We start from the raw sequence: 20,853 nt of genomic DNA, 5'->3' as shown, positions 1-20,853 counted from the left end.
AATGGCTTCAACGTATCGCTAAAGTTTTAGCGAGCGGCCCCATTTCGTCTGCAGCAGCTCATCGAGAACGATCGCTCCGGCACCGATGGTGATCAAGCTGTCCGCGAGGTTGAAGACCGCGAAAGACCAGTTGTCCGTATGAAACAGGATATAGTCGATGACATAGCCGAACAGCAGCCTGTCCACCAGGTTACCGAGCGCGCCTGCGATGATCATCGCATAGCCAAGATGGGCGAAGAAGCGATCCTTCGGCGTCCGACGCCAAAGCCACAGAACGAAGGCGACGACGACCAGGCGCATGCCGACGATGAACCAACCCTCCATGCCGGAAAGCATCGAGAAGGCGACACCGTAGTTGTAGGTGCGGTAGAGCGCGAGCATCGGCATTACCGGCACCGCCTGCTGAAAGGGCAGGAAGGCTTCGACCAGATATTTGAGCAGTTGGTCTGCGGCAATGGCGATGACGACAAAGAGCGCGATCGGCATGGGCCGGGAAAAAAGGGTCCGGTGTCCGCTCATTGGGGTCCGTCCAATGATAGGAGGTGCCGGCGCGCCTCGAACAGCATGATGCCGGTGGCAATGGCGAGATTGAGCGAATCCGCGCGCCCCGCCTGCGGAATCCGGGCGAGTGCGGTGGCCTGGCGCGCAAGCTCCACCGGCAGGCCGGCCTGCTCGTTGCCCATCAGCAGGACGACTGGCTTCGACCGATAATCTATCGTGCGGTAATCGACCGAGCCTGCGAGATGCGTCGCCACGACCCGAACATCCGCCGACTTCTGCCACTTGACGAAATCCTCGGCGCTTGCTCGCGCGATCGGCATGGCGAAAATCGAACCCATCGTCGCACGCACGGTTTCGAGCGAAAACGGATCGGTGGTCTCGCCCACCAATATAACGCCGGAGGCGCCGGCGGCATCCGCGGTGCGGACGATCGTGCCTAGATTGCCCGGATCGCGCACGCGGTCGAGCGCCACATAGGTCTCGCCTTCCTGCGGTTGGATGTCCTTCAGCGCACGGTAGCGCTGCTCGAAGATGCCGACCACCATCTGCGGATTGTCGCGCCGGGTGACAGTCGAAATCACCTTCTCGCTCACTTCGAGAACAAGTCCGCCCTTTGCTATGGTCCTGGCCGCAACCTGCTCGACCTGCGGCTTGCCCTTTGCCGCCTTGGCATAGACGAGCGTCCTGATCTTCCAGCCGAGATCGAGCGCATCGATCACTAGCTTCAGCCCTTCCGCCATGAAGGCATGCGTCTCGTCGCGATGCTTCTTCTGCGAAAGCGCCCGGATATCCTTGATGACCGGGTTGACGAGGCTGGTGACCTCCTTCACCTGGCCGACGCGCGGCGCGCTGTGATCGTTTCTCTCTTTGTTCATTTCGGTACCCAGCGGCTGAAAAGCGACGTGGAGAGCGCCCTGCCGGGGCTCGCGCCATCAAGGCCGCCTTCGCGGATGATGAGCTCGCCCGACTCCACCCGGCCGCCGCGCCCGCGCATCGTCTCGCGCATCAACTCATGGATCGAATAGAAGCTTGCCCGGATCGAATAGGCCGTCAACACCAGGCCGCGCGCCTCGTCGGAGAGTATCTCCCGGCAAGTATCCAGCATGGCCGGCAGGTGGTCGAAGAGATGCCAGACCTCGCCATGCGGGCCGCGGCCGAACTTCGGCGGGTCGGTGAGGATGATGTCGTAGCGGATGCCGCGGCGTTCCTCGCGCTGGATGAACTTCATCGCATCGTCGCAGATCCAGCGGATCGGCAGCCTTTCGGCCCGCCCCACCGCCTGGTTCTCACGCGCCCAGCCGATCGCCTTCTTGGAGGCATCGACATGGGTGACCTCCGCGCCCGCCCTGGCGGCGATGAGCGAGGCGACACCCGTATAGCCGAATAGGTTGAGGACCTTCAGCGGTCGGCCGGCCGAGGCCACCTGGTTTCGCATCCAGGACCAATGTGCAAGCTGCTCCGGAAAGACGCCGACATGCCGGAACGAGGTAAAACGGCCGAGGAAATCCGTGTCGAGAAGCTGCATCGGCCAGGTTTCCCCGAGCACCTCGCCGGGGAAGCGCCAGCGGCCGATGCCGTCCTCGTCCGTGTCGCCGGTGAAGATGGCATCCGCCTCGTCCCAGACGACCGCCGGTACCGACTTCGGCCACAGCGCTTGAGCCTCGGGCCGCACGATACGATAGGGGCCGTACTGCTCGAGCTTTTCCCCGTCGCCGCTGTCGATCAGGTGATAGCCGGCCGTCGCCGCTGTCTCCAGGATTAACGGCACCGTTTCGACCGGCTTGTCGCCGTGTCTCAGCTCGACCGGACGGGTCGGCGCCGCCCCCTGCGCCGCCGGCCGCCCTGTCCTTTCCGACACAGGCTTTGCGGCTGGCGGCCCAGCCGCATTGCCCTTCGGACCGGCATTCCTCGGGGGCGGATGTCGCAGTTCGTGGCGACCGCCACGCGCCTCCGCCCCCCGGCCCTTTGCCGCGGTGACCGAAGCGTTCTTTGATCTCCGATCCTTTTCCTTCACGCGCTGACCCTTGGCCTTCAATCATACCATCCGGCGCCTCCGCTCATCGGGCGCGCGACATGCTCGTCGCGTGCAATAGCATCGCGAATGCTCTTGGCAAAGCCGTTTCCGATTGCGAAGATGAGGCGATAGCGGGACAAGGACCGGCGTCGGCGGCTTGCCACCCCTTGATCCCGCGGGCAAAACGGGAGGCGATGCTCATGGACATGACAGGAGAGGAACGCATTCCGGCCAGCCGCGAGGCCGTATGGCAAGGTTTGAACGACCCGGATATCCTGAAACGTTGCATTCCGGGCTGCCAGTCGCTCGAAATGAAATCGCCGACGGAACTCGCCGCTGTCGTGAAAGTGAAGATCGGCCCCGTTTCGGCAACTTTCAACGGCCATGTCACGCTCTCCAACTTGAGTCCGCCCTCCGGCTGTACGATATCGGGCGAAGGCAAGGGCGGCATCGCCGGCTTTGCCAAGGGCGGTGCCGATGTCACGCTTGACGAGGAAAACGACGAGACGGTGCTGCGTTATGACGTCAAGGCCGAAGTCGGCGGCAAGCTCGCTCAACTCGGATCACGGCTAATCGATTCGACAGCCAGGAAGCTCGCACAGCAGTTCTTCACGAATTTCAATGTTGCGGTCAGCAGTCCAACCGAAGCGGCAGGCTGACGCGCGAGAGCCATGCAGGCGTCTAAACGCTACAACCGGGCGCCGCTCAGTTTTGCGGCGTCGGTAGCGTCGGCTGCACCAGTCTTTCGGCCGCGCTGCGCTGCTTTTCGGCTTCTCTGTGCCACTTCAAGGCTTCATTGGCTTCGTTGCGTGCGCGACGGCGGTGTTTTCCCTGGGCAAACCAGGTGACGGCGGCACCGAGGATCAGGCCGACAATGGCGGCGAGAAAGAGGAACACGAAAAAGGGAGCCGAGACGGAAAGCATGCTGTCGGCCGGCTCGAACGGATTGAGCGCCAAGGTCACCGTCTGCCGGTTGGCGACGCTCAGGACGACGAGGACGACCGCCAAAGGCACGAAGACGATGATGTTGATGAGTTTCTTGAGCATTCACCCGCTCCGACTCGATTGCGATTGGATGGAGCGTGCCGGCGGATCACCGCACGCAGTTTGCCTCAGTCGCTTCTTGAGCGCTGCCTGGCACATCGGCCCGAAAATCGGATCCGATGCTCGGGCCGATGCGCCCGGTTCAAAGAGTTTCAGCGCCCCTTGCGCGACTGAAAGGACGCGCGGCACTGCAACGCGCAGGATCTCTCGTCAAGTCTCGTCCTTGCCGTTCATGTCGGGGTTGAGCCGCTCGCGTAGCTCCTTGCCGGTTTTGAAGAAGGGCACCCACTTTTCCTCGACGAAGACGGCATCGCCGGTGCGCGGGTTGCGGCCTGAACGCGACGGGCGGTTCTTGACGGAGAAGGCGCCGAAGCCGCGCAGCTCGACACGATTGCCGGCGGCAAGTGCATCCGTGATCTCATCGAGAACCGCATTGACGATGTTTTCGACGTCGCGGTGATAGAGATGCGGATTGCGCGCGGCCACAATCTGCACCAGTTCTGACTTGATCACTGTCGCCCCCTTCGTCTTTTTGCTTGTTCTGTTCGGTTCTTGCCGTTTCGAAGGCCTGATGCGGCCTGCGGGATGTCGTCAGCCCCACTCGCGCACGCCAGCAAATTTCGCCTTCCTCATTGACCTTCAACCTGCCAAACCGAAAGAAGACCGTCAAGAAACAACTTGTCTCCGCCCAGCTTTTCGAACCCGTTCATCGCCGGAAAAGCCTCATATCCCAATATCTTGAGGAGATCGGAGGCGAATCCCGCGAGTCCGAACGAGAATGTGCCGCTTGCCGCGCGCCAATCGACGACGGGCAGATCTGTCGACACCTGGCGCTCGGCCAGGAAGGCCCTGATCTCGTCATCCCCGCCGATCTCGTCGACAAGCTTGTACTCGAGCGCCTGGCGCCCCGTGAATATGCGGCCATCCGCAAGCGCGAACGCCTCCGGTCGCGACAGATTGCGCCGCTCGGCGACCAGATCGACGAACCAGTCGTAGCTGTCATTGATCATCCTCTGGATCATCGCTCTCGCCTCGTCACTCGGCGGATGGAACGGGGACGGTTCGGCCTTGAGCGGACGCGACTTGATCGACTCCAAAGACACGCCGAGCTTGTCCATCAGTTCCCTGATCTGCGGATATTGGAAGATCACACCGATCGAGCCGGTGATCGAGGTCTCGCCGGCGACGACGCGATCGCCGGCGAGCGCGATTAGGTAACCGGCGGAGGCGGCCAGCGTTCTGAGATCGGAGACCACCGGCTTCTTGGCCGCGACCTTGCGGATGGCCCGATAGATGACTTCACCTCCGTAGGTGGTGCCGCCCGGCGATGAAATCGTGACGATCAGGGCCTTGGCGGAGTCGCTGTCGGCGATTCTCTCCAGGCGCTCGACCAGCTCGCGATCGTCCTGGATGACGCCCGTTATGGTAACGCGCGCCACGTGGTCGCGGGCACGCTCCCTCGTCTCGCCCAGACCGGAAAATGCGAAAAGCGCGAAGCCGGCGGACAGAAGAACGACGGCGGCCGCCCAACGCCAGAAGCTGAGCTTCCGTCGCAGGCGGCGGCGATCGGCGATGGCGAGTTCGTCCATTGGTATCTCCCGATTTCTTGGCACAGCCTTCTGTCAGTTTCCTCAGTAACATGCTATCTGCGCGAAGCGTGAGAGCCTATAGGCCTGGGGTCGGCGGCAATTGCAAGCCCGTCCGGCGCTCCGCGCGGCGTTTCGATTTTTTGTCGCTCCATTGCCGGACGACAACAAAGGAACCATATTCGCCGTGATTTACGCCACTGTATGTAAATGCGGGTGCTGGGCCCTGCCGAGACCCAACGGAGTTCGACGAGCCATTTCATGCTGAATGAAGCGCGATTTCCCGAAATCTTTGAAGATCCGGGTGCAGCCACCGGCGATGCCTACGCATCGGCAGCGCGGCACTCCGCGCGCGTGCGGCGACTGAAGGTCGCCCTGCCGCTCCTCGCCAGCGCCATCGCCCTGATCTTCATAGCGGTTTCGTTCGTGCGCGCTTTCCTGCCCGAGGAACTGCAACTCGATGCCGCCACGATCGAGGACGGTAAGATCGTCATGCAGAATCCGGCGATCTCCGGCCGTAACAAGCAGGGCATCAGCTATTCGATGAAGGCCGAGCGCGCGCTCCAGGACATCGAGAACCCGGATCTCATCACGCTCCAGAACATTCACGCCGCCATGCCGGTCAACGACACGCTGATCGCGACCGTAGACGCGAAAAGCGGCATATACGACCGGGGCGGGAACACGCTCGACATGAACGCCCCGTTCACCATTTCCCTGAATAATGGCGTCAATGCCGATTTCCAGTCGGCCTATCTGGACATCAGTGCCGGCGAAATGGAAACGAAACGACCGATCGCGATCAGCATGAATGGCGGATCGATCATTGCGCAGACGCTGAGAATGACAGATAAGGGACGTATTGTAACATTCGAGGGCATGGTACGGGTGAACGTCGAACCCAGCGCCATCCGTAAGAACGCAAAATAATAGGACTGGGCGCTCCCATGTCGGTGAGATCTACCGTTTTTTTCAAACTTTCCGCCGGTCTCGCGGCCGTGGTTTTCGGCGCCCTGGCGATCGTCCCGCAGGCAGCCGCCCAGGCCACGTCCGGCCGCATGAAAGGCATGCAGCTGTCCAATGACCAGCCGATTCAGATCGAGAGCGACAAGCTCGAGATCAAGGATCCGGAGAGCAAGGCAATCTTCACCGGCAATGTGAAGGTCGTTCAGGGCACGACGACGCTGCAGGCCGGCAGCATGACCGTCTTCTACAAGACTGCAGGCGGCGCCACGGTCACGAGCGGCAATGCCGATATAGACCGGATCGAGGTGAACGAGCGCGTATTCCTCAGCTCCGGCACTCAACAGGCGACGGGCGACAGCGGCTCCGTCAACCTGACGACGCAGAAACTGGTGCTCAAGGGCGACAAGGTGGTGCTCTCCGAGGGCAAGAACGTCTTCGTCGGCTGCCAGCTGAACGTGCAGATGGATACGGGCGAAGCTCAGCTCGAAGCCTGCGGAGGCCGCGTGCAGATCCAGCTCGACCCAAAGTCCCGCAAGCAGAATTGACATAGACCCGCTCGTGCAGTTCCCCTTTTTTCACAAACGCAAACGGATAAAGAGGCCGTCGGCGGCAACCGCAGCTACACGCACGGTCGACAAGGCGCGCTATGAGGGCACGCTGATTGCTCGCGGCCTGACGAAGACCTACCGGTCGCGCCGCGTCGTCAACGGCGTTTCGCTCGTCGTGCGCCGCGGCGAGGCGGTTGGCCTGCTCGGGCCGAACGGCGCCGGCAAGACCACCTGCTTCTACATGATCACGGGGCTCGTACCCGTCGACGAAGGCTCGATCGAGATCAACGGCAACGACGTCACCAGCATGCCGATGTATCGCCGCGCGCGCCTTGGCGTCGGCTATCTGCCGCAGGAGGCTTCGATCTTCCGCGGGTTGACGGTCGAGGAGAACATCCGCGCCGTGCTCGAGGTCCATGACAAGAATGTCGATCGCCGAGAGGAGAAGCTCGACGAACTACTTGGTGAATTTTCGATCACGCATCTGCGCAAATCGCCGGCGATTGCACTTTCGGGCGGCGAAAGGCGGCGTCTGGAAATCGCCCGTGCGCTTGCGACGGACCCGACCTTCATGCTGCTTGACGAGCCCTTCGCTGGCGTCGATCCGATTTCGGTCGCCGACATTCAGGCCCTCGTGCGCCATCTCACCTCGCGCGGTATCGGCGTTCTCATCACCGATCATAATGTACGGGAAACGCTCGGACTGATCGACCGCGCCTACATCATCCATGCAGGCGAGGTGCTGACGCATGGCCGCGCCAACGATATCGTCACCAATCCGGACGTGCGCAGGCTGTATCTCGGCGATAATTTCAGCCTCTGATCGTCGCCGACGACGATTCAGCCGTCCTTGGCAGTCACGGCGCTTGACCAAATCCAAGTAATAAGCAAGTTTTGGGCCAAACGATTATGGCCCGTCCGAAGAAGACATGGGCACAGACATTTGACGGGAGAAGCGCGTCAGCATGGCATTGTCCGCCAGCCTACATTTGCGGCAATCTCAGTCGCTGGTGATAACGCCGCAATTGATGCAGTCGATCCAACTGCTTCAAATGACGCATGTCGAGCTGACACAGTTCATCGCCCAGGAAATCGAGAAGAACCCCCTGCTCGAATTGCAGGGCGGCGAGGAAGCGGTCGCCGACCAGGACCGAGGAGGAAGCGAGGAGGCTGCCCCGCCTGCCGCCGAGACCTCCGACGGTGCCGCAGAATCGACGGACCAGGCAGACCTCTACGACAGCGCCACCTCCCGCTCGGGCGAGAGGCTCAGCGCCGAGCTCGACTCTGATTTCGCCAATGTTTTTCCCGACGACACGATGCCGCAGCGCGCCGATGCCCCGGAACTGCTCGGCCAATGGAAATCGATGCCGGGGGCGGGCGACGGCGACAACGGCGAAGGATACGATCTCGACGATTTCGTCGCCGTCCGAGCGACCTTGCGGGAAACCCTCCTCGAACAGCTCCCTTTTGCGCTGAGCGCGCCCGGCGACCGCTTGATCGCCCAGTACCTCATCGACCAGCTCGACGCAGCGGGTTATCTGCATGGCGACCTGGCAGAGGCGGCGGCGGCGCTCGGCGCGACGACACAGGACGCGACACGCGTGCTTCTCGCGCTACAGCGGCTGGACCCGCCCGGCGTCTTCGCGCGTTCGCTCAGCGAATGCCTCGCCATTCAATTGCGAGCACGCAACCGCCTCGATCCGGCCATGGAAGCGCTGCTCGCCAATCTCGAACTTCTGGCGCGCCGCGATTTCGCAAGTCTCAAGAAGATCTGCGGAGTCGATGAGGAGGACCTCATCGACATGCTCGGCGAAATCCGCAAGCTCGACCCGAAGCCGGGCACGAGCTTTGAGACCAGCATCACCGAAGCGATCATCCCCGATGTCGTCGTGCGCACCTCCACCGACGGGTGGCTGGTCGAACTCAATCCCGACGCATTGCCGCGCGTTCTCGTCAATCACGACTACTTTGCCGAGATCTCACGCGGGAGCGTGAAAAACAGCGCTGAACAGGCCTTTCTCAGCGAATGCCTGCAGAACGCCAATTGGCTGACGCGCAGCCTCGACCAGCGAGCCCGAACGATCGTGAAGGTGGCGAGCGAAATCGTCCGCCAGCAGGACGCTTTTCTGCTGCACGGCGTCGATCACCTGCGGCCGCTGAACCTCAGGATCGTTGCCGACGCGATCAAGATGCATGAATCGACGGTGAGCCGCGTCACATCGAACAAATACATGCTGACCCCGCGCGGCCTGTTCGAATTCAAATATTTCTTCACCGTCTCCATCGGTTCGGCGGAGAATGGCGATGCCCACTCGGCGGAGTCGGTTCGCCATCGCATCCGCACGATGATCAATGAGGAAAGCGCCCACACCGTGCTTTCGGACGACGATATCGTCGATATGCTCAAAGGGGCCGGCGTCGACATCGCCCGCCGGACGGTCGCCAAGTATCGCGAGGCGATGAATATCCCCTCCTCGGTGCAGAGGCGGCGCGAGAAACGTGCGCTTGCCAAAGCCGCCGGTCTCTGACCGGGCGCATCAACTTCCCATTTGGCGCCGGATCGTACAAAAAATGGCTGATCATTTGCAACCGGGACGTGGAACCGCCAGCGCACCGTCATCGTTTAATCTCGCGGCCCGCGATTGACTCCCTGCGGCGCAGCGGATATGAGGCCGCCGCAATTTCCGGAGAACATCGACTGGACTCCGGGAGGTCGGCATGTTTGCTGAAATGCTTGGATGACGACGGCGCTTGGAATAGACTGGATGCGCAAGTCACGAACGAGAGAGGAAACTCCATGAGTGTGCGTGTGTCCGGTAAACATATGGAAATCGGCGATTCGTTTCGCTCGCGTATCGGCGAGCAGATACGCCAGGCCGTCAGCAAATATTTCGACGGAGGATATTCGAGCCAGGTCACTGTGGAAAAATCCGGGTCGCGCTTCAGCGCCGACTGCAAGCTTCATCTCGATACAGGCGTGATATTGCAGGCGAACGGCCAGGCGAACGAGCCACAGGCGGCTTTCGATGTAGCTTCGGAGCGCATCGAAAAACGGCTTCGACGCTACAAGCGCAAGCTCAAGGATCACCACAACGGCAACGGCCAGGCGGAGGTCGCCTATCGGGTGATGGACTCGGTGCCCTATGAAGACGAGGAAGTTCCCGAGGACTATGCGCCGACGATCGTTGCCGAAAGCACCAAGCAGCTGAGAACGATGACTGTCGCCAATGCCGTGATGGCACTCGATATGACGGATGAACCGGTGTTGATGTTCCGCAGCCCCGGCAAGGAAGAGTTGAATATCGTCTATCGACGGAACGATGGAAATATTGGCTGGATCGACGCCGCCAATATCAAGGCATGAGCAGAGCGGAAGGACCGGGCGAACCGGTCTTCCCGCCGCACGCGCCGACGGTGTGGTGGAAAAGGGTTACTTTTCTGTGAATGGCCCCCGCCGGAACAAAGATGGTTAGAGCCATTGCGGCATATTTGTGATGAAGTTGCCAGGCTCTAACCGGCGAACGAGGACAGAAGAATGGCATTGGCAGGCTTGCTGCATCAAAATGCGATCATCCCGGCCATGAGGGCCAACTCGAAAAAGCAAGTCCTCCAGGAATTGGCGGCCAGAGCATCCAAACTCACCGGTCTTCCCGAGCGGGAAATCTTCGATGTAATCCTTCAGCGGGAGCGGCTCGGCTCAACGGGCGTGGGCAACGGCATCGCCATTCCGCATGGAAAGCTTGCCGAACTATCCTCGCTTGTTGGCATTTTCGCCCGGCTCGAAACGCCGGTCGATTTCGAGGCACTCGACGACCAGCCGGTCGACCTCGTATTCCTGTTGCTCGCGCCCGAGGGTGCCGGCGCCGACCACCTGAAAGCGCTGTCGCGTATTGCGCGCGTACTGCGCGACCATGACATGGTCACGCGGCTGCGGGCGAGCGATTCCGCGAGCGCCATCTACACGCTTCTCAACGAGGATACGACCTCGCACGCCGCCTGAGGCCGGCTGAACGAAGCCTGGAGCGCGACCGAAACGCTTCCGCCGACACAGCAATCCGCAGCTGAGTTGACGCCGCTACGGCTTTGCGCGTCTTTTCAGACGCGCAAAGCTCGCTTTAACTCTTTGAATCTCCAAAAATCGGGTACGATTTTCGGGCCGATGCGCTAGGCTGCCGGCGTCTCGTTTTCGCTCGAGGCCACTTTCGGACCACCCTTGGCGACCCCGACCATTGCGGGACGCAGCACGCGTTCACCGATCGTGTAGCCCGCCTGGACGACCTGAACGACGGTGTTGTTTGGAACCTCGACGTTGGGAACCTCGAACATCGCCTGGTGGAAATTCGGATCGAATTTCTGCCCTGTGGGGTCGAGCTTCTTCACGCCATGGCGCTCAAGCGCGGCCAGCATGGAGCGCTCGGTCATCTCGACGCCCTCGATCAGCGCGGCGAGACCCGCATCCGCCGATTCCCTTGCTTCCGCTGGAATGGCGTCGAGGGCGCGGCGAAGATTGTCGGACACGGCCAGCATGTCGCGCGCGAAGCCCGCGACGGAATAGGACTTGGCATCCCTGACGTCACGCTCGGTTCGCCTGCGCAGATTGTCCATCTCGGCGGCCAGGCGAAGATACTTGTCACGAAGCTCTGCATTCTCCGCCTTGGCGAGCTCCAGCGGATCTGGCGCGGCCGCAGCTTCCGGCGTTTCCGTCGCTTCCGGCTCAGCGGCCTTCACGTTTTCCTCCGGCGCCGCGGCCCCAGATCCGTTCTTGTTCGTGTCGTCGGTCATGACGTTCTCCGAATTTCTTCTCTTGTCATCTCTTCGGCATCATCAAACCAGCGGAAGTCGCTCTGCTTGAACGTTCTGAAACGCTGCATGATTTGTGCTCAAATCAAGAATCCCGTTTAAGAATGATGCAGTGGGTTCGAAGCCGATATCGAGGTTTGAGCCCGAAAAATCAAGGGTCCAATCGGCCGATCGACCAACGCACAGGTTCAGCGAGACAGCCGCGACATCAGTTGCGCGGTATAATCCACCATGGGGACGATGCGCGAATAATTGAGCCTGGTCGGCCCGATTACGCCGACTGCGCCGACGATGCGGTCGTCTCCGTCGCGATAGGGCGCAACGATCAGCGACGATCCGGATAGCGAGAACAGCTTGTTCTCCGAGCCAATGAAGATACGCACGCCCGGGCCGCTTTCCGCGAGATCGAGCAGTTCGATCAGGCTGTCCTTCTTTTCGAGGTCGTCGAACAGCATGCGCAGCCGGTCGATGTCTTCGCCGCCCTCCACGCCCTCGAGCAGATTGGCACGCCCGCGCACGATGAGGCGCGCCGGCTTGCCATCGCCTTCGCTGCCCGACCAGATCGCCAGCCCGCGCTCGACCAGATCCTGCGACAGTGCATTGAGTTCGCCGCGCACCGTCTCCTTGACCTTTTCCAGCTGCGAACGCAACTCGGGTATGGTCTGGCCGGCGAGATGGGCGTTGACGAAATTCGCGGCTTCGGTGAGTTGCGCGCTCGTGATCCCCGCCGGCAGCTCGATGATCCGGTTTTCCACCTGGTCGTGCTCGCCGACGAGGACGGCGAGCGCTTTTGTCGGCGCCAGGCGAATGAATTCGACGTGCTTCAGCACCGGATCGCTCTTGGTCGTGATCACGAGGCCGGCGCCGCGGGACATGCCGGAGAGCATCTGGCTTGCTTCCGTAAGCAGGCTCTCCACCGGCTGATCGCGGTCGCCCGGTCGCACCTGCCGCTCGATCGAGGCGCGGTCTTCGGGGGAAAGCCTGCCGACCTGCATGAATGCGTCGACGAAGAAGCGTAAGCCCGTCTGAGTCGGCAGCCGTCCGGCGCTGACATGAGGCGAATAGATAAGCCCGAGGTGCTCGAGATCGCTCATGACATTGCGCACGGAAGCGGGCGAGAGCGACATCGGCAAGAGCCGCGACAGATTGCGTGAACCGAGCGGTTCGCCGCTTTCGAGATAGGTCTCTACGATTCGCCGGAAAATCTCGCCGGAGCGCTCGTCCAGCGCCGATGCGATCCCCTTTTTTGGAGGGTTGCGCGCTACCATGTCACTCCGTGCAGTCATTGGTTTCCTCGCGAATATAGTGATCCGCCGATCCGAAGGCAAAAGGGAAAAATCGCCTCCCCTCCCCGGTATCAACCGGTTCCCTTTGGCCGCGCCATGATCTAGAAGGCTGAGCAAGGTAGAACAGGAGCAGAATATGCGGCCATCCGGCAGACGAACCGACCAAATGCGCAAGGTTTCCTTCGAACGCAATTTCTCCAAGCACGCGGAGGGCTCATGCCTCGTGCGCTTCGGCGACACGCATGTCCTGTGCACGGCAAGCCTTGAAGAAAAGGTTCCCGCCTGGCTGCGCAATGGCGGCAAGGGCTGGATCACCGCGGAATACGGCATGCTGCCGCGGGCGACCGGCGAGCGGATGAGGCGCGAAGCGGCGACAGGCAGGCAGAGCGGTCGCACGCAGGAGATTCAGCGCCTGATCGGCCGGTCGCTTCGCGCGGTGGTCGACCTGCCGGCCCTCGGTGAGCGCCAGATTTCGATCGATTGCGACGTGATCCAGGCGGATGGCGGCACCCGGACAGCTTCGATCACCGGCGCCTGGATCGCGCTGCACGACTGCCTGAAGTGGATGGAAGGACGCAACATGATCAAGCTGGAGAAGGTTCTAAAGGATCATGTCGCCGCCATCTCCTGCGGCATCTTCGCCAACCAGCCGGTCATCGATCTCGATTACATCGAGGACTCGGCTGCCGAAACCGATGCCAATTTCGTGATGACAGGCGCCGGCGGCCTGGTCGAAATCCAGGGAACGGCAGAGGGCAAGCCCTTCAGCGAGGAGGAATTCGCAACGCTGATGCGGCTTGCAAAAGACGGCATTGCCGAGCTTGTAGGGCTGCAGAAGGAGGCGATAGCCGGCTGAGGATCACCTGCGGCTTCGCGCGCCTTTTCAGGCGCGCGAAGGTCGCTGCGTTGAATTGCAGCCGTGCATTGAAGAGGAGGCGTGGCATTGGCTCCGGCGCTCGAAGGCATTCTCGAAACCGCACTCTATGCGGACGATCTCGACAGCGCCGAGGCCTTCTACGGGAGGATCCTCGGCCTTGAGCGCATCACCCGTGTCGGCAATCGGCATGTCTTCTTCCGCTGCGGCGAGGGCGTGCTCTTGATCTTCAACCCGGCGGAGACCGTGAAGCCCCCTACTAATGATGCGCTTCCGGTGCCGCCGCATGGCGCGAAGGGCAACGGCCACATGTGCTTCCGTGTGGCGCCGCAAGCGCTCGACGCCTGGAAGGCGACGCTCAAGGCGGCGGGTATCGAAATCGAAGCGGATATCCGTTGGCCTAATGGCGCCCGGTCGTTTTATTTCCGCGATCCGGCCGGCAATAGCCTCGAATGCGCGGAACCGGGCCTCTGGGCCAAGAATTGACCCGAACGGAAGTGATCAGGATGCGCAAACTGCTTGACAAGACGATTGTGGTCGCGAGCCACAATGCCGGCAAGATCCGCGAAATCCGCGATTTGATCGGTCCTCTCGGCTTCGAGGCGAAATCGGCAGCCGAGCTCAATTTCGTCGAGCCCCAGGAAACCGGAACGACGTTCGAGGAAAATGCAATGATCAAGGCCGTCGCCTCGGCGAAGGCCGCGGGCCTGCCGGCGCTGTCGGACGATTCCGGCCTCGCCATCGACGCCCTTGGCGGCGCGCCCGGGGTCTACACCGCCAATTGGGCCGAACGCGAAGACGGCAGCCGCGACTTTGCAATGGCGATGGAAAAGGTCGAGAAGGCACTTCGAGAAAAAGGTGCGACAGCGGCCGAAAGCCGCACCGCTCGTTTCGTGTCAGTGCTCTGCCTTGCCTGGCCGGACGGGCATGTCGAGCTCTTCCGCGGCGAGGTGGAGGGCCGTGTCGTTTGGCCGCCGCGCGGGACGAGCGGCTTCGGCTATGATCCGGTCTTCCAGCCGAAGGGCTTCGACACCACATTCGGTGAAATGAGCGCGAAAGAGAAGCACGGCTGGAGGCCGGGCGACGCCGAGGCTTTGTCGCACCGCGCCCGCGCCTTCAAGCTATTTGCCGAGACCTGCCTCGGCGCCTGAGACGGAATATGATGCAAGCGGCTCCGCTTTCGGCGATCGGTGATGGCATGGACCCGGGATTCGGCGTCTATGTGCACTGGCCGTTCTGCGCGGCCAAATGCCCCTATTGCGACTTCAACAGCCATGTTCGCCACCAGCCGGTGGATCAGCAGCGTTTCGTCGCCGCCTTCCTCGAGGAGATGGCGGCTATTCGCGCGATTTCCGGGCCCCAGACCGTGACCAGCATCTTCATGGGCGGCGGCACGCCATCATTGATGGAGCCAGGAACGGTAGAGGCGATCCTCGACGGCATCGCCCGCAACTGGCACGTGCCGGACGGCATCGAGATCACCATGGAAGCCAATCCCTCGAGCGTCGAGGCGACCCGGTTCCACGGCTACCGGGCGGCCGGCGTCAATCGCGTCTCGCTCGGCGTCCAGGCATTGAACGACCGCGACCTGAAATTCCTCGGCCGGCTGCACAATGTCGAGGATGCGCTGAAGGCGGTAAGGCTCGCGCGCGAGATTTTCCCGCGCATGTCCTTCGACCTGATCTATGCACGACCGAACCAGACGGTCGAGGACTGGGAGCGCGAACTGAAGGAGGCCGTCTCCTACGCCGTCGATCACCTTTCGCTCTACCAGCTCACCATAGAGGAGGGCACACCCTTCTTCGGGCTGCACAAGGCGGGCAAGCTGATCGTCCCGGACGGCGAGCATTCGGCCGTGCTTTACGAGGCGACGCAGGAGATCACGGCGGCGATCGGCATGCCGGCCTACGAGGTCTCCAACCACGCGCGGCCGGGCGCCGAAAGTCGCCATAACCTCACCTATTGGCGCTACGGCGACTATGCGGGAATCGGCCCGGGGGCCCATGGGCGGCTCACCATCGGTGCCGCCAAGGTGGCGACGGCAACGGAGCGGAACCCGGAGGAATGGCTCCGTCTGGTCGAGGAGCGCGGCGACGGCATTGCCGAACGGGAACTGCTCGACCTCGAAGCGCAGGCCGACGAGCTCCTGCTGATGGGGCTGAGACTTCGGGAAGGCGTCGACCTTGCCCGTTGGCAGATGCTTTCCGGTCGCGATCCGGATCCAGATCGCGAGCAGTTCCTGATAGAGCACGGATTCCTCGAGCGGCTCGGCAATTCGCGTCTGCGCTGCACGCCCGCCGGCATGCTGATCCTCGACGCGGTGGTGGCCGACCTCGCCTGCTGACGGTCGGCGGGCCCGCTCAATCACCCTTCTTCATCGGCGCCACGATCGCCCACATGACGCCGAATGGATCGCGAAGCTGGCCGTAATAGTCGCCCCAGAAGGCGACCTCCAGCGGCATCGTCACTTCCGCGCCGGCCGCAACCGCACGTTGCCACCAGAAATCCGCGTCGTCGACGACGAGATGGAGCACGAAACCTTCCGGCGGCTTCCAGGGATGACCGAATTCCGGGAAGGGATCATTGATCATCAGCGCGCCGCCATTGATCGTCAGATGACAATGGATGAGCCGCTTGCCGTCCTCGGCATATTTGCGGTGTTGTTCCCTGGCGCCGAAGGCGCGGCCGTAGAATTCGGCGCTGGCATTGGCGTCCTGAACACTCAGATAGGCGATGACACCGGCCATCGGCGGGCGTGACGGCGCGTTCCAGTCGACCGAGGAGTCGGGGTCGAGATCGACCGCCGCCTTCAGACTTCCGTCCATGTAGAAGGGCACGGACTCGTGCTGGTGTGCAATCTTCCACCCTTCGGCCACGCGCCTCAGACCGAGTGTCAGGCGGTACCAGAAAGATGCCTTCTCGCCGTCCAGCTTCTCGCCGGAAAGATGCGCTAGCGCCGTCGCAAAAGCGACGTCGCCGTTCGCGGCAATGTCGAGATCCTGAATCCGATAGCCGAGCGGGCCCTCCCAGGTCGAAAACCACCGCTCAAGCCCCTCGGTATCCGCTTCCGGCGCCTTGAGCGGCGGCGCCAGTGAATAGATGAGACAATCCTCCGCGCCATGCGCGAGGAGGCGGCCGCCATCCTTCCGGCGAATGGCCTCCGCCCAATCCTCGATCACCGCGCGAATTTCTGCGGCGGCGGTTCTGCTTTCGATCTCGGACATGGTTCATCTCCTCGTCAACGTGAAATGCGGCCACGCAAGCGACATCAAAGTGTGGCAACGAGCGCAGCGAGCTGATCGGCGCATTGCCCCCAGCCCTCATGAAAGCCCATCTTTTCGTGCGCCTTCTTGTCCGCCGTGCTCCAGTGGCGGGCTCGCGCCGTGTAGCGGGTCTTGCCACCCTCCTCCTCGAAGGTGAGGATCGCCGTCATAAAGGGCTTCTCCGAGGGCTTCCAGGCCTCGGTATAGGCATCGGTGATGACGAGCTTCTCGTTGGGCTCGACCTCCAGATAGACGCCCTGATTGGGATAGAGATCACCCTCCGGAGAGCGCATGATAAAACGATTGGTACCGCCAGGCCTGACATCGAGTTCCGCTTCCGTGATTGTCCACGGCAGCGGCGCGAACCATTGCTTCAGGAGATCGGCGTCGGTGAAGGCGCGATAGACCTTCTCGCGCGGCGCATCGATCTGCCGAACCAGCACCAGTTCGCGTTCGTCGGTGGGTTTCCTGTCGGTTGCTGCAGTCATTTCGTATCCTCCGGGTTGGTTTCGATCCAAGGACGAATGGAGGCGACGGCTCCCGACAGGGCTGCGTATGTTTTGTCGTTTTTTCACTTCGGCAAGAGCCGTTTACAGCACCGCGCATCTCGTCAGACGCACAAACGTGGCCGCAGCACTTTGAATTGTTGCATGTCTCCCTTGAACCGAGGTCGATTTAAGAAGATATGCAGTGGCCCGCTTCGTCCGCCAAATGGTCGAGCTGCTTGCGGATATAGGCGGCCTCGGCGGCATTGGTGGCAAGCGCGATTGCGCGGTCGAAGGCGATGCGGGCCTCGCGGGCTCGCCCCAGTTGGTTGAGCAACGCACCATGCAGGCCATGAAAATAGAAGTAGCCGGAAAGGCTCTCAGCCAGCGGCTCGACCATCGCAAGTGCCGCCTCGGCACCCTCGCGTTTCGACACGGCGACCGCGCGGTTGAGCGTGATGACCGGCGAGGGCTGCAACCGTTCGAGCGCCTGGTAGAGCAGATCGATCTCCTCCCAATCGGTCAGTTCAGGCCGCTCCGCGCGGGCATGAAGGGCAGCGATCGCCGCCTGGATCTGGTAAGCACCGGGGCGGCGGTGGCGCATCGCCTTGTCGATCATCGCCAGGGCTTCCGCGATCATCCGCCTGTTCCAGAGCCGGCGGTCCTGGTCCTCCAGTAGGACGATGGAGCCATCGGCATCGAAGCGGGCGCGGGCGCGCGAATGCTGAAGAAGAAGCAGCGCCGTCAGTCCCATGATCTCCGGCTCGGCGGGAAACAGGCGAAGCAGCAACCGCGACAACCGAATCGCCTCGTCGCAGAGATCGGCGGAAACGCCGTCCGGGCCGTTCATCGCCGAATAGCCCTCGTTGAAGACGAGATAGATCATAGTCGCCACGGTCGCGAGCCGCTCGGCGCGGTCGGCGGCATCCGGCGTTTCGAAGGGAATGCCCGCGGCAGCGACACGCCCCTTGGCGCGGGTGATGCGCTGCTCCATCGCCGCCTCGCTGACGAGAAAGGCGCGGGCGATCTGTTTGACGGAAAGGCCGGAAACGATGCGTAGCGCAAGCGCGATCTGCTGGGTCGCCGGCAGCACTGGATTGCTGCAGACGAAGAGCAGCCGCAGGATGTCGTCGCGGTAGTGCGATCCGTCGAGACGGTCGGCAAGCTCCTCTTCCCGATCGCCGAGATCGGACAGCTGCTCTTCCGGCGGCAGCGGCGCCTCGCGCGCCTGGCGCCGAACCTTATCGATGCCGCTGTTGCGGCCGACGAAGATCAGCCAGGCCGCCGGGTCACGCGGCGGACCGTTCGTTGGCCAGGTCTTCAGGGCCCGGATGCATGCTTCCTGGAACGCCTCCTCCGCAAGGTCGAGATTGCGGAAATAGCGCAGCAGCGCTCCCATCGCCTGCGGGCGCAAGGAAGTGAGGGCGAGGTCGATCCAGGCCGTGCCCGTCATGAGGGAAGCCCGCCGGGTTCATAGAGGGCGAGGGGGCGGATTTCATAGGAACCGGCGCTCGGATTGGCGGTACTCAAGTCACGGGCAAAGGCGAGGGCCTCGTCGAGCGACTCGCAATCGATCAGATAGAAGCCGAGCAGTTGCTCCTTCGTTTCGGCAAAGGGGCCGTCAATGACGATCGTTTCGCCCGTTGCGTGGCGCAAGGTCGTCGCGGCCGTCGTCGGCAGCAGCCGCGCAACCGGCCCAAGCTTGCCGGTCTCGACATATTTGCTCTGGACGGCGGTCAGGTCACGCATGACCCTGTCATCCTCCTCCTTGCTCCAGGCACTGGTGACACTTTCATCGTTGTAGCAAAGCACCGCATAAAGCATCGAGAATTCTCCGCTCTGGTCTGAAGACGAATGGAGCCAGTGATAGCCGACAAGCGCGGCGAAAAAAATGGTTGGAACGCTCTCCGGGCGAAGTTGCTTGGGGCGAGTAGGCCCTCACCCCAGGCAGGCCCCCCCAAAAAAACAGGCCCGGCTGGAAAACCGGGCCGCTATAAAGTTCGGCTTACTTATGCACGCGCCGGGCGCTCACTTGCATCGGCTTCACTCGTTGATCAGCCGCTTCAAGAGTTCGATTTCGTGGCCGAGCTTCGTGTCGCCGGCAATCATCTCTTCGATCTTGCGCACGGCATGCAGCACGGTGGTGTGGTCGCGGCCACCGAAGCGACGGCCTATCTCCGGGAAGGAACGCGGCGTCAGCGTCTTCGACAGGTACATGGCGATCTGACGCGGCTTGACGATCACGCGGGTGCGACGGTTCGACACCAGTTCCTGGCGTGAGACGTTGTAGTGCTTGGCGACGACACGCTGTATGTCCTCGATTCGGACGCGGCGCGGTTCGCCAGCATTGACCAGGTGGCCGAGCAGTTCGTCAACGCGCTCGATCGAGAGCTGCGGTTCGAAGGAGCGGCGGAAAAGCAGCTGATTGAAGGCGCCCTCGAGCTCGCGGCCGCTGGCGGTGATGTTGCGCGCGACGTGGCACAGGATGTCCTGGGGAATCTGCAGCGAGGCATCGTCCTGCCGCGCCGCCTCGAGACGAAGCTTCAGCATCTCCAGCCGCATCTCGTAATCCGGCCCTTCCATTTCGATCGCCACACCACCTTGCAGTCGCGAGCGAACGCGGCTGTCGAGCGATTCCAGCTCCCAAGGCGCCCGGTCGGCCGCGACGACCACCTGCTTTGCCGAGTCGAGCAGCATGTTCAGGAGATGACAAAATTCGTGCTGGATCGACTTGCCCTGCAGGAACTGCATATCGTCGATGATCAGGAGATCGATGTTGCGCAGCGATTCCTTCAAGGAAAGGGCGTCGTTGTCGCGGATGGCTGTGGCGAAACGCCACATGAAATATTCTGCCGTGAGATAGACAACGCGCGGCGCGCGCGCGCTCTGCAGGGCCGCAAGCGCGATCGCCTGGAGAAGATGCGTCTTGCCTAGACCGACGCTCGAATGGATGAAGAGCGGGTTGAAACGGACGGCGCCGGCGCCCGCTTCCGCGATCGTGCGGGCGGCGGCAAGGGCGACGCGGTTGGACGCACCCTCCACGAAACTGTCGAAACTGTAGCGCTGGTCGAGGGGCGAGCCGAAAAGCGGCGCCTGGACCGCCTTCGGCGCGGCAGCGACCGCCGCGGCGGCAGCGATTGCGACCGGCTGCGGCGAGGTGGAGCGCCGGACCGGCGCCGGTGCCGGCTCGGCCACGGCGGGCGCCGTCTCTTCATGAGCGGCCGGACGCTGGCTGCGCGTTGCCGTGCGGACCAGAATCTCCACCTTCAGGATCTCGCCGTCTTCCTGCTGGAACAGACCGGTGATGAGATCCAGATAGCGGTTGTTGATCCAGGATTTGAGGAACGTCGTCGGCACCGACAGGCGCACGACGCTTTTCGACACGGAATGAAGCTTGAGACGCCCAAACCAACTGGCGAAGACATCCGGACCAACCTGAGCTTTCAGACGCGCACTTACCCGCTCGAAAAGTGCGTCATGCCGCAT

At 62.2% G+C, this 20,853-nt stretch carries 24 protein-coding genes; 11 read left to right on the top strand and 13 right to left on the bottom strand.

Annotation, left to right across the window (positions count from 1 at the left end; all coding sequences use genetic code 11):
- Positions 1 to 18 precede the first annotated feature (18 nt).
- The 3 genes from lspA to AC4P1R_RS00110 are packed head-to-tail and all read right to left on the bottom strand — an operon-like array spanning position 19 to position 2,515.
- Positions 19 to 519: a signal peptidase II gene (gene lspA / locus AC4P1R_RS00120; RefSeq protein WP_069459676.1), complete on the bottom strand. Its 501-nt coding sequence runs from the start codon at positions 517 to 519 to the stop codon at positions 19 to 21.
- The gene (locus AC4P1R_RS00115; RefSeq protein ID WP_069459677.1) at positions 516 to 1,376 is read right to left on the bottom strand and encodes a TrmH family RNA methyltransferase; all 861 of its coding nucleotides are present in this window, start codon (positions 1,374 to 1,376) and stop codon (positions 516 to 518) included. Before AC4P1R_RS00115 ends, lspA begins: the two co-directional genes overlap by 4 nt.
- Positions 1,373 to 2,515: an RsmD family RNA methyltransferase gene (locus AC4P1R_RS00110; protein ID WP_069460008.1), complete on the bottom strand. Its 1,143-nt coding sequence runs from the start codon at positions 2,513 to 2,515 to the stop codon at positions 1,373 to 1,375. Before AC4P1R_RS00110 ends, AC4P1R_RS00115 begins: the two co-directional genes overlap by 4 nt.
- A gap of 200 nt (positions 2,516 to 2,715) precedes the next feature.
- On the opposite strand from AC4P1R_RS00110, the gene AC4P1R_RS00105 reads away from it, so the two are divergent.
- Complete coding sequence (locus AC4P1R_RS00105; RefSeq protein ID WP_069460009.1) at positions 2,716 to 3,174, top strand: SRPBCC family protein; 459 nt, start codon at positions 2,716 to 2,718, stop codon at positions 3,172 to 3,174.
- A gap of 46 nt (positions 3,175 to 3,220) precedes the next feature.
- On the opposite strand, the gene AC4P1R_RS00100 is transcribed toward AC4P1R_RS00105, so the two are convergent.
- The 3 genes from AC4P1R_RS00100 to sppA form a co-directional block, all read right to left on the bottom strand.
- Complete coding sequence (locus AC4P1R_RS00100) at positions 3,221 to 3,562, bottom strand: LapA family protein (RefSeq protein WP_069459678.1); 342 nt, start codon at positions 3,560 to 3,562, stop codon at positions 3,221 to 3,223.
- 207 nt (positions 3,563 to 3,769) lie between these two features.
- The gene (locus AC4P1R_RS00095; RefSeq protein ID WP_069459679.1) at positions 3,770 to 4,072 is read right to left on the bottom strand and encodes an integration host factor subunit beta; all 303 of its coding nucleotides are present in this window, start codon (positions 4,070 to 4,072) and stop codon (positions 3,770 to 3,772) included.
- Positions 4,073 to 4,188: 116 nt separating this feature from the next.
- Entirely contained in the window at positions 4,189 to 5,148 is a 960-nt protein-coding gene (sppA, locus tag AC4P1R_RS00090) for a signal peptide peptidase SppA (RefSeq protein WP_492177272.1), read from the bottom strand.
- Positions 5,149 to 5,406: 258 nt separating this feature from the next.
- Between sppA and lptC the strand changes: the two genes are divergently transcribed.
- From lptC to ptsN, 6 genes are all read left to right on the top strand, one after another.
- A complete protein-coding gene (lptC, locus tag AC4P1R_RS00085; RefSeq protein WP_069460010.1) occupies positions 5,407 to 6,075 on the top strand; it encodes an LPS export ABC transporter periplasmic protein LptC in 669 nt (222 codons plus the stop codon).
- A 17-nt stretch (positions 6,076 to 6,092) separates the two neighbouring features.
- On the top strand, positions 6,093 to 6,656 hold the full coding sequence (locus AC4P1R_RS00080; protein WP_069459681.1) for an LptA/OstA family protein: 564 nt from the start codon (positions 6,093 to 6,095) through the stop codon (positions 6,654 to 6,656).
- 13 nt (positions 6,657 to 6,669) lie between these two features.
- Positions 6,670 to 7,482 carry an LPS export ABC transporter ATP-binding protein gene (gene lptB / locus AC4P1R_RS00075; RefSeq protein WP_069459682.1) on the top strand — a complete coding sequence of 271 codons (813 nt, stop codon included), beginning with the start codon at positions 6,670 to 6,672 and terminating at the stop codon, positions 7,480 to 7,482.
- A gap of 142 nt (positions 7,483 to 7,624) precedes the next feature.
- Complete coding sequence (gene rpoN / locus AC4P1R_RS00070) at positions 7,625 to 9,187, top strand: RNA polymerase factor sigma-54 (protein ID WP_492177271.1); 1,563 nt, start codon at positions 7,625 to 7,627, stop codon at positions 9,185 to 9,187.
- Positions 9,188 to 9,456: 269 nt separating this feature from the next.
- Positions 9,457 to 10,023 (top strand): ribosome hibernation-promoting factor, HPF/YfiA family, encoded by a 567-nt coding sequence (hpf, locus tag AC4P1R_RS00065; RefSeq protein WP_069459684.1) that lies wholly within the window; start codon positions 9,457 to 9,459, stop codon positions 10,021 to 10,023.
- 171 nt (positions 10,024 to 10,194) lie between these two features.
- Entirely contained in the window at positions 10,195 to 10,659 is a 465-nt protein-coding gene (ptsN, locus tag AC4P1R_RS00060; RefSeq protein ID WP_069459685.1) for a PTS IIA-like nitrogen regulatory protein PtsN, read from the top strand.
- A 164-nt stretch (positions 10,660 to 10,823) separates the two neighbouring features.
- On the opposite strand, the gene grpE is transcribed toward ptsN, so the two are convergent.
- Both grpE and hrcA read right to left on the bottom strand, forming a co-directional pair.
- Positions 10,824 to 11,441, bottom strand: coding sequence for a nucleotide exchange factor GrpE (gene grpE, locus AC4P1R_RS00055; RefSeq protein ID WP_492177270.1), 618 nt, complete (start codon positions 11,439 to 11,441; stop codon positions 10,824 to 10,826).
- A gap of 206 nt (positions 11,442 to 11,647) precedes the next feature.
- The gene (hrcA, locus tag AC4P1R_RS00050) at positions 11,648 to 12,727 is read right to left on the bottom strand and encodes a heat-inducible transcriptional repressor HrcA (RefSeq protein WP_069459687.1); all 1,080 of its coding nucleotides are present in this window, start codon (positions 12,725 to 12,727) and stop codon (positions 11,648 to 11,650) included.
- Positions 12,728 to 12,881: 154 nt separating this feature from the next.
- Here hrcA and rph point away from each other — a divergent pair, with 154 nt between their 5' ends.
- The 4 genes from rph to hemW all read left to right on the top strand — a co-directional run bounded on the left by rph (position 12,882) and on the right by hemW (position 15,963).
- Entirely contained in the window at positions 12,882 to 13,601 is a 720-nt protein-coding gene (gene rph / locus AC4P1R_RS00045) for a ribonuclease PH (protein WP_492177269.1), read from the top strand.
- A gap of 87 nt (positions 13,602 to 13,688) precedes the next feature.
- Entirely contained in the window at positions 13,689 to 14,105 is a 417-nt protein-coding gene (locus AC4P1R_RS00040) for a VOC family protein (protein ID WP_492177763.1), read from the top strand.
- Between the two features lie 20 nt (positions 14,106 to 14,125).
- Positions 14,126 to 14,770, top strand: coding sequence for an RdgB/HAM1 family non-canonical purine NTP pyrophosphatase (gene rdgB / locus AC4P1R_RS00035; RefSeq protein ID WP_492177268.1), 645 nt, complete (start codon positions 14,126 to 14,128; stop codon positions 14,768 to 14,770).
- Positions 14,771 to 14,781: 11 nt separating this feature from the next.
- Positions 14,782 to 15,963: a radical SAM family heme chaperone HemW gene (hemW, locus tag AC4P1R_RS00030; RefSeq protein ID WP_492177761.1), complete on the top strand. Its 1,182-nt coding sequence runs from the start codon at positions 14,782 to 14,784 to the stop codon at positions 15,961 to 15,963.
- Between the two features lie 16 nt (positions 15,964 to 15,979).
- On the opposite strand, the gene AC4P1R_RS00025 is transcribed toward hemW, so the two are convergent.
- From AC4P1R_RS00025 to dnaA, 5 genes are all read right to left on the bottom strand, one after another.
- Positions 15,980 to 16,843 carry a nuclear transport factor 2 family protein gene (locus AC4P1R_RS00025; protein WP_492177267.1) on the bottom strand — a complete coding sequence of 288 codons (864 nt, stop codon included), beginning with the start codon at positions 16,841 to 16,843 and terminating at the stop codon, positions 15,980 to 15,982.
- A 44-nt stretch (positions 16,844 to 16,887) separates the two neighbouring features.
- A complete protein-coding gene (locus AC4P1R_RS00020; RefSeq protein WP_492177266.1) occupies positions 16,888 to 17,370 on the bottom strand; it encodes an SRPBCC family protein in 483 nt (160 codons plus the stop codon).
- A 187-nt stretch (positions 17,371 to 17,557) separates the two neighbouring features.
- Positions 17,558 to 18,820: an RNA polymerase sigma factor gene (locus AC4P1R_RS00015; RefSeq protein WP_492177265.1), complete on the bottom strand. Its 1,263-nt coding sequence runs from the start codon at positions 18,818 to 18,820 to the stop codon at positions 17,558 to 17,560.
- Entirely contained in the window at positions 18,817 to 19,191 is a 375-nt protein-coding gene (locus tag AC4P1R_RS00010) for a YciI family protein (protein ID WP_151610754.1), read from the bottom strand. The genes AC4P1R_RS00015 and AC4P1R_RS00010 overlap by 4 nt, the downstream gene beginning before the upstream one ends.
- Positions 19,192 to 19,410: 219 nt before the next feature.
- Positions 19,411 to 20,853: a chromosomal replication initiator protein DnaA gene (gene dnaA, locus AC4P1R_RS00005; protein WP_492177264.1), complete on the bottom strand. Its 1,443-nt coding sequence runs from the start codon at positions 20,851 to 20,853 to the stop codon at positions 19,411 to 19,413.

It is taken from the genome of Sinorhizobium sp. Y406 (assembly GCF_058732025.1).
This window is presented reverse-complemented; position numbering and strand designations above follow the sequence as displayed.

Coding starts and splice junctions, on each gene's coding strand:
- rdgB (WP_492177268.1), top strand. CDS start 14,126: ATGCGCAAACTGCTTGACAAGACGATTGTGGTCGCGAGCCACAATGCC.
- rph (WP_492177269.1), top strand. CDS start 12,882: ATGCGGCCATCCGGCAGACGAACCGACCAAATGCGCAAGGTTTCCTTC.
- AC4P1R_RS00115 (WP_069459677.1), bottom strand. CDS start 1,376: ATGAACAAAGAGAGAAACGATCACAGCGCGCCGCGCGTCGGCCAGGTG.
- AC4P1R_RS00020 (WP_492177266.1), bottom strand. CDS start 17,370: ATGACTGCAGCAACCGACAGGAAACCCACCGACGAACGCGAACTGGTG.
- ptsN (WP_069459685.1), top strand. CDS start 10,195: ATGGCATTGGCAGGCTTGCTGCATCAAAATGCGATCATCCCGGCCATG.
- AC4P1R_RS00025 (WP_492177267.1), bottom strand. CDS start 16,843: ATGTCCGAGATCGAAAGCAGAACCGCCGCCGCAGAAATTCGCGCGGTG.
- dnaA (WP_492177264.1), bottom strand. CDS start 20,853: ATGCGGCATGACGCACTTTTCGAGCGGGTAAGTGCGCGTCTGAAAGCT.
- AC4P1R_RS00015 (WP_492177265.1), bottom strand. CDS start 18,820: ATGACGGGCACGGCCTGGATCGACCTCGCCCTCACTTCCTTGCGCCCG.
- lptC (WP_069460010.1), top strand. CDS start 5,407: ATGCTGAATGAAGCGCGATTTCCCGAAATCTTTGAAGATCCGGGTGCA.
- AC4P1R_RS00080 (WP_069459681.1), top strand. CDS start 6,093: ATGTCGGTGAGATCTACCGTTTTTTTCAAACTTTCCGCCGGTCTCGCG.
- AC4P1R_RS00100 (WP_069459678.1), bottom strand. CDS start 3,562: ATGCTCAAGAAACTCATCAACATCATCGTCTTCGTGCCTTTGGCGGTC.
- rpoN (WP_492177271.1), top strand. CDS start 7,625: ATGGCATTGTCCGCCAGCCTACATTTGCGGCAATCTCAGTCGCTGGTG.
- hrcA (WP_069459687.1), bottom strand. CDS start 12,727: ATGGTAGCGCGCAACCCTCCAAAAAAGGGGATCGCATCGGCGCTGGAC.
- grpE (WP_492177270.1), bottom strand. CDS start 11,441: ATGACCGACGACACGAACAAGAACGGATCTGGGGCCGCGGCGCCGGAG.
- hpf (WP_069459684.1), top strand. CDS start 9,457: ATGAGTGTGCGTGTGTCCGGTAAACATATGGAAATCGGCGATTCGTTT.
- sppA (WP_492177272.1), bottom strand. CDS start 5,148: ATGGACGAACTCGCCATCGCCGATCGCCGCCGCCTGCGACGGAAGCTC.
- hemW (WP_492177761.1), top strand. CDS start 14,782: ATGCAAGCGGCTCCGCTTTCGGCGATCGGTGATGGCATGGACCCGGGA.
- AC4P1R_RS00105 (WP_069460009.1), top strand. CDS start 2,716: ATGGACATGACAGGAGAGGAACGCATTCCGGCCAGCCGCGAGGCCGTA.
- AC4P1R_RS00010 (WP_151610754.1), bottom strand. CDS start 19,191: ATGCTTTATGCGGTGCTTTGCTACAACGATGAAAGTGTCACCAGTGCC.
- lspA (WP_069459676.1), bottom strand. CDS start 519: ATGAGCGGACACCGGACCCTTTTTTCCCGGCCCATGCCGATCGCGCTC.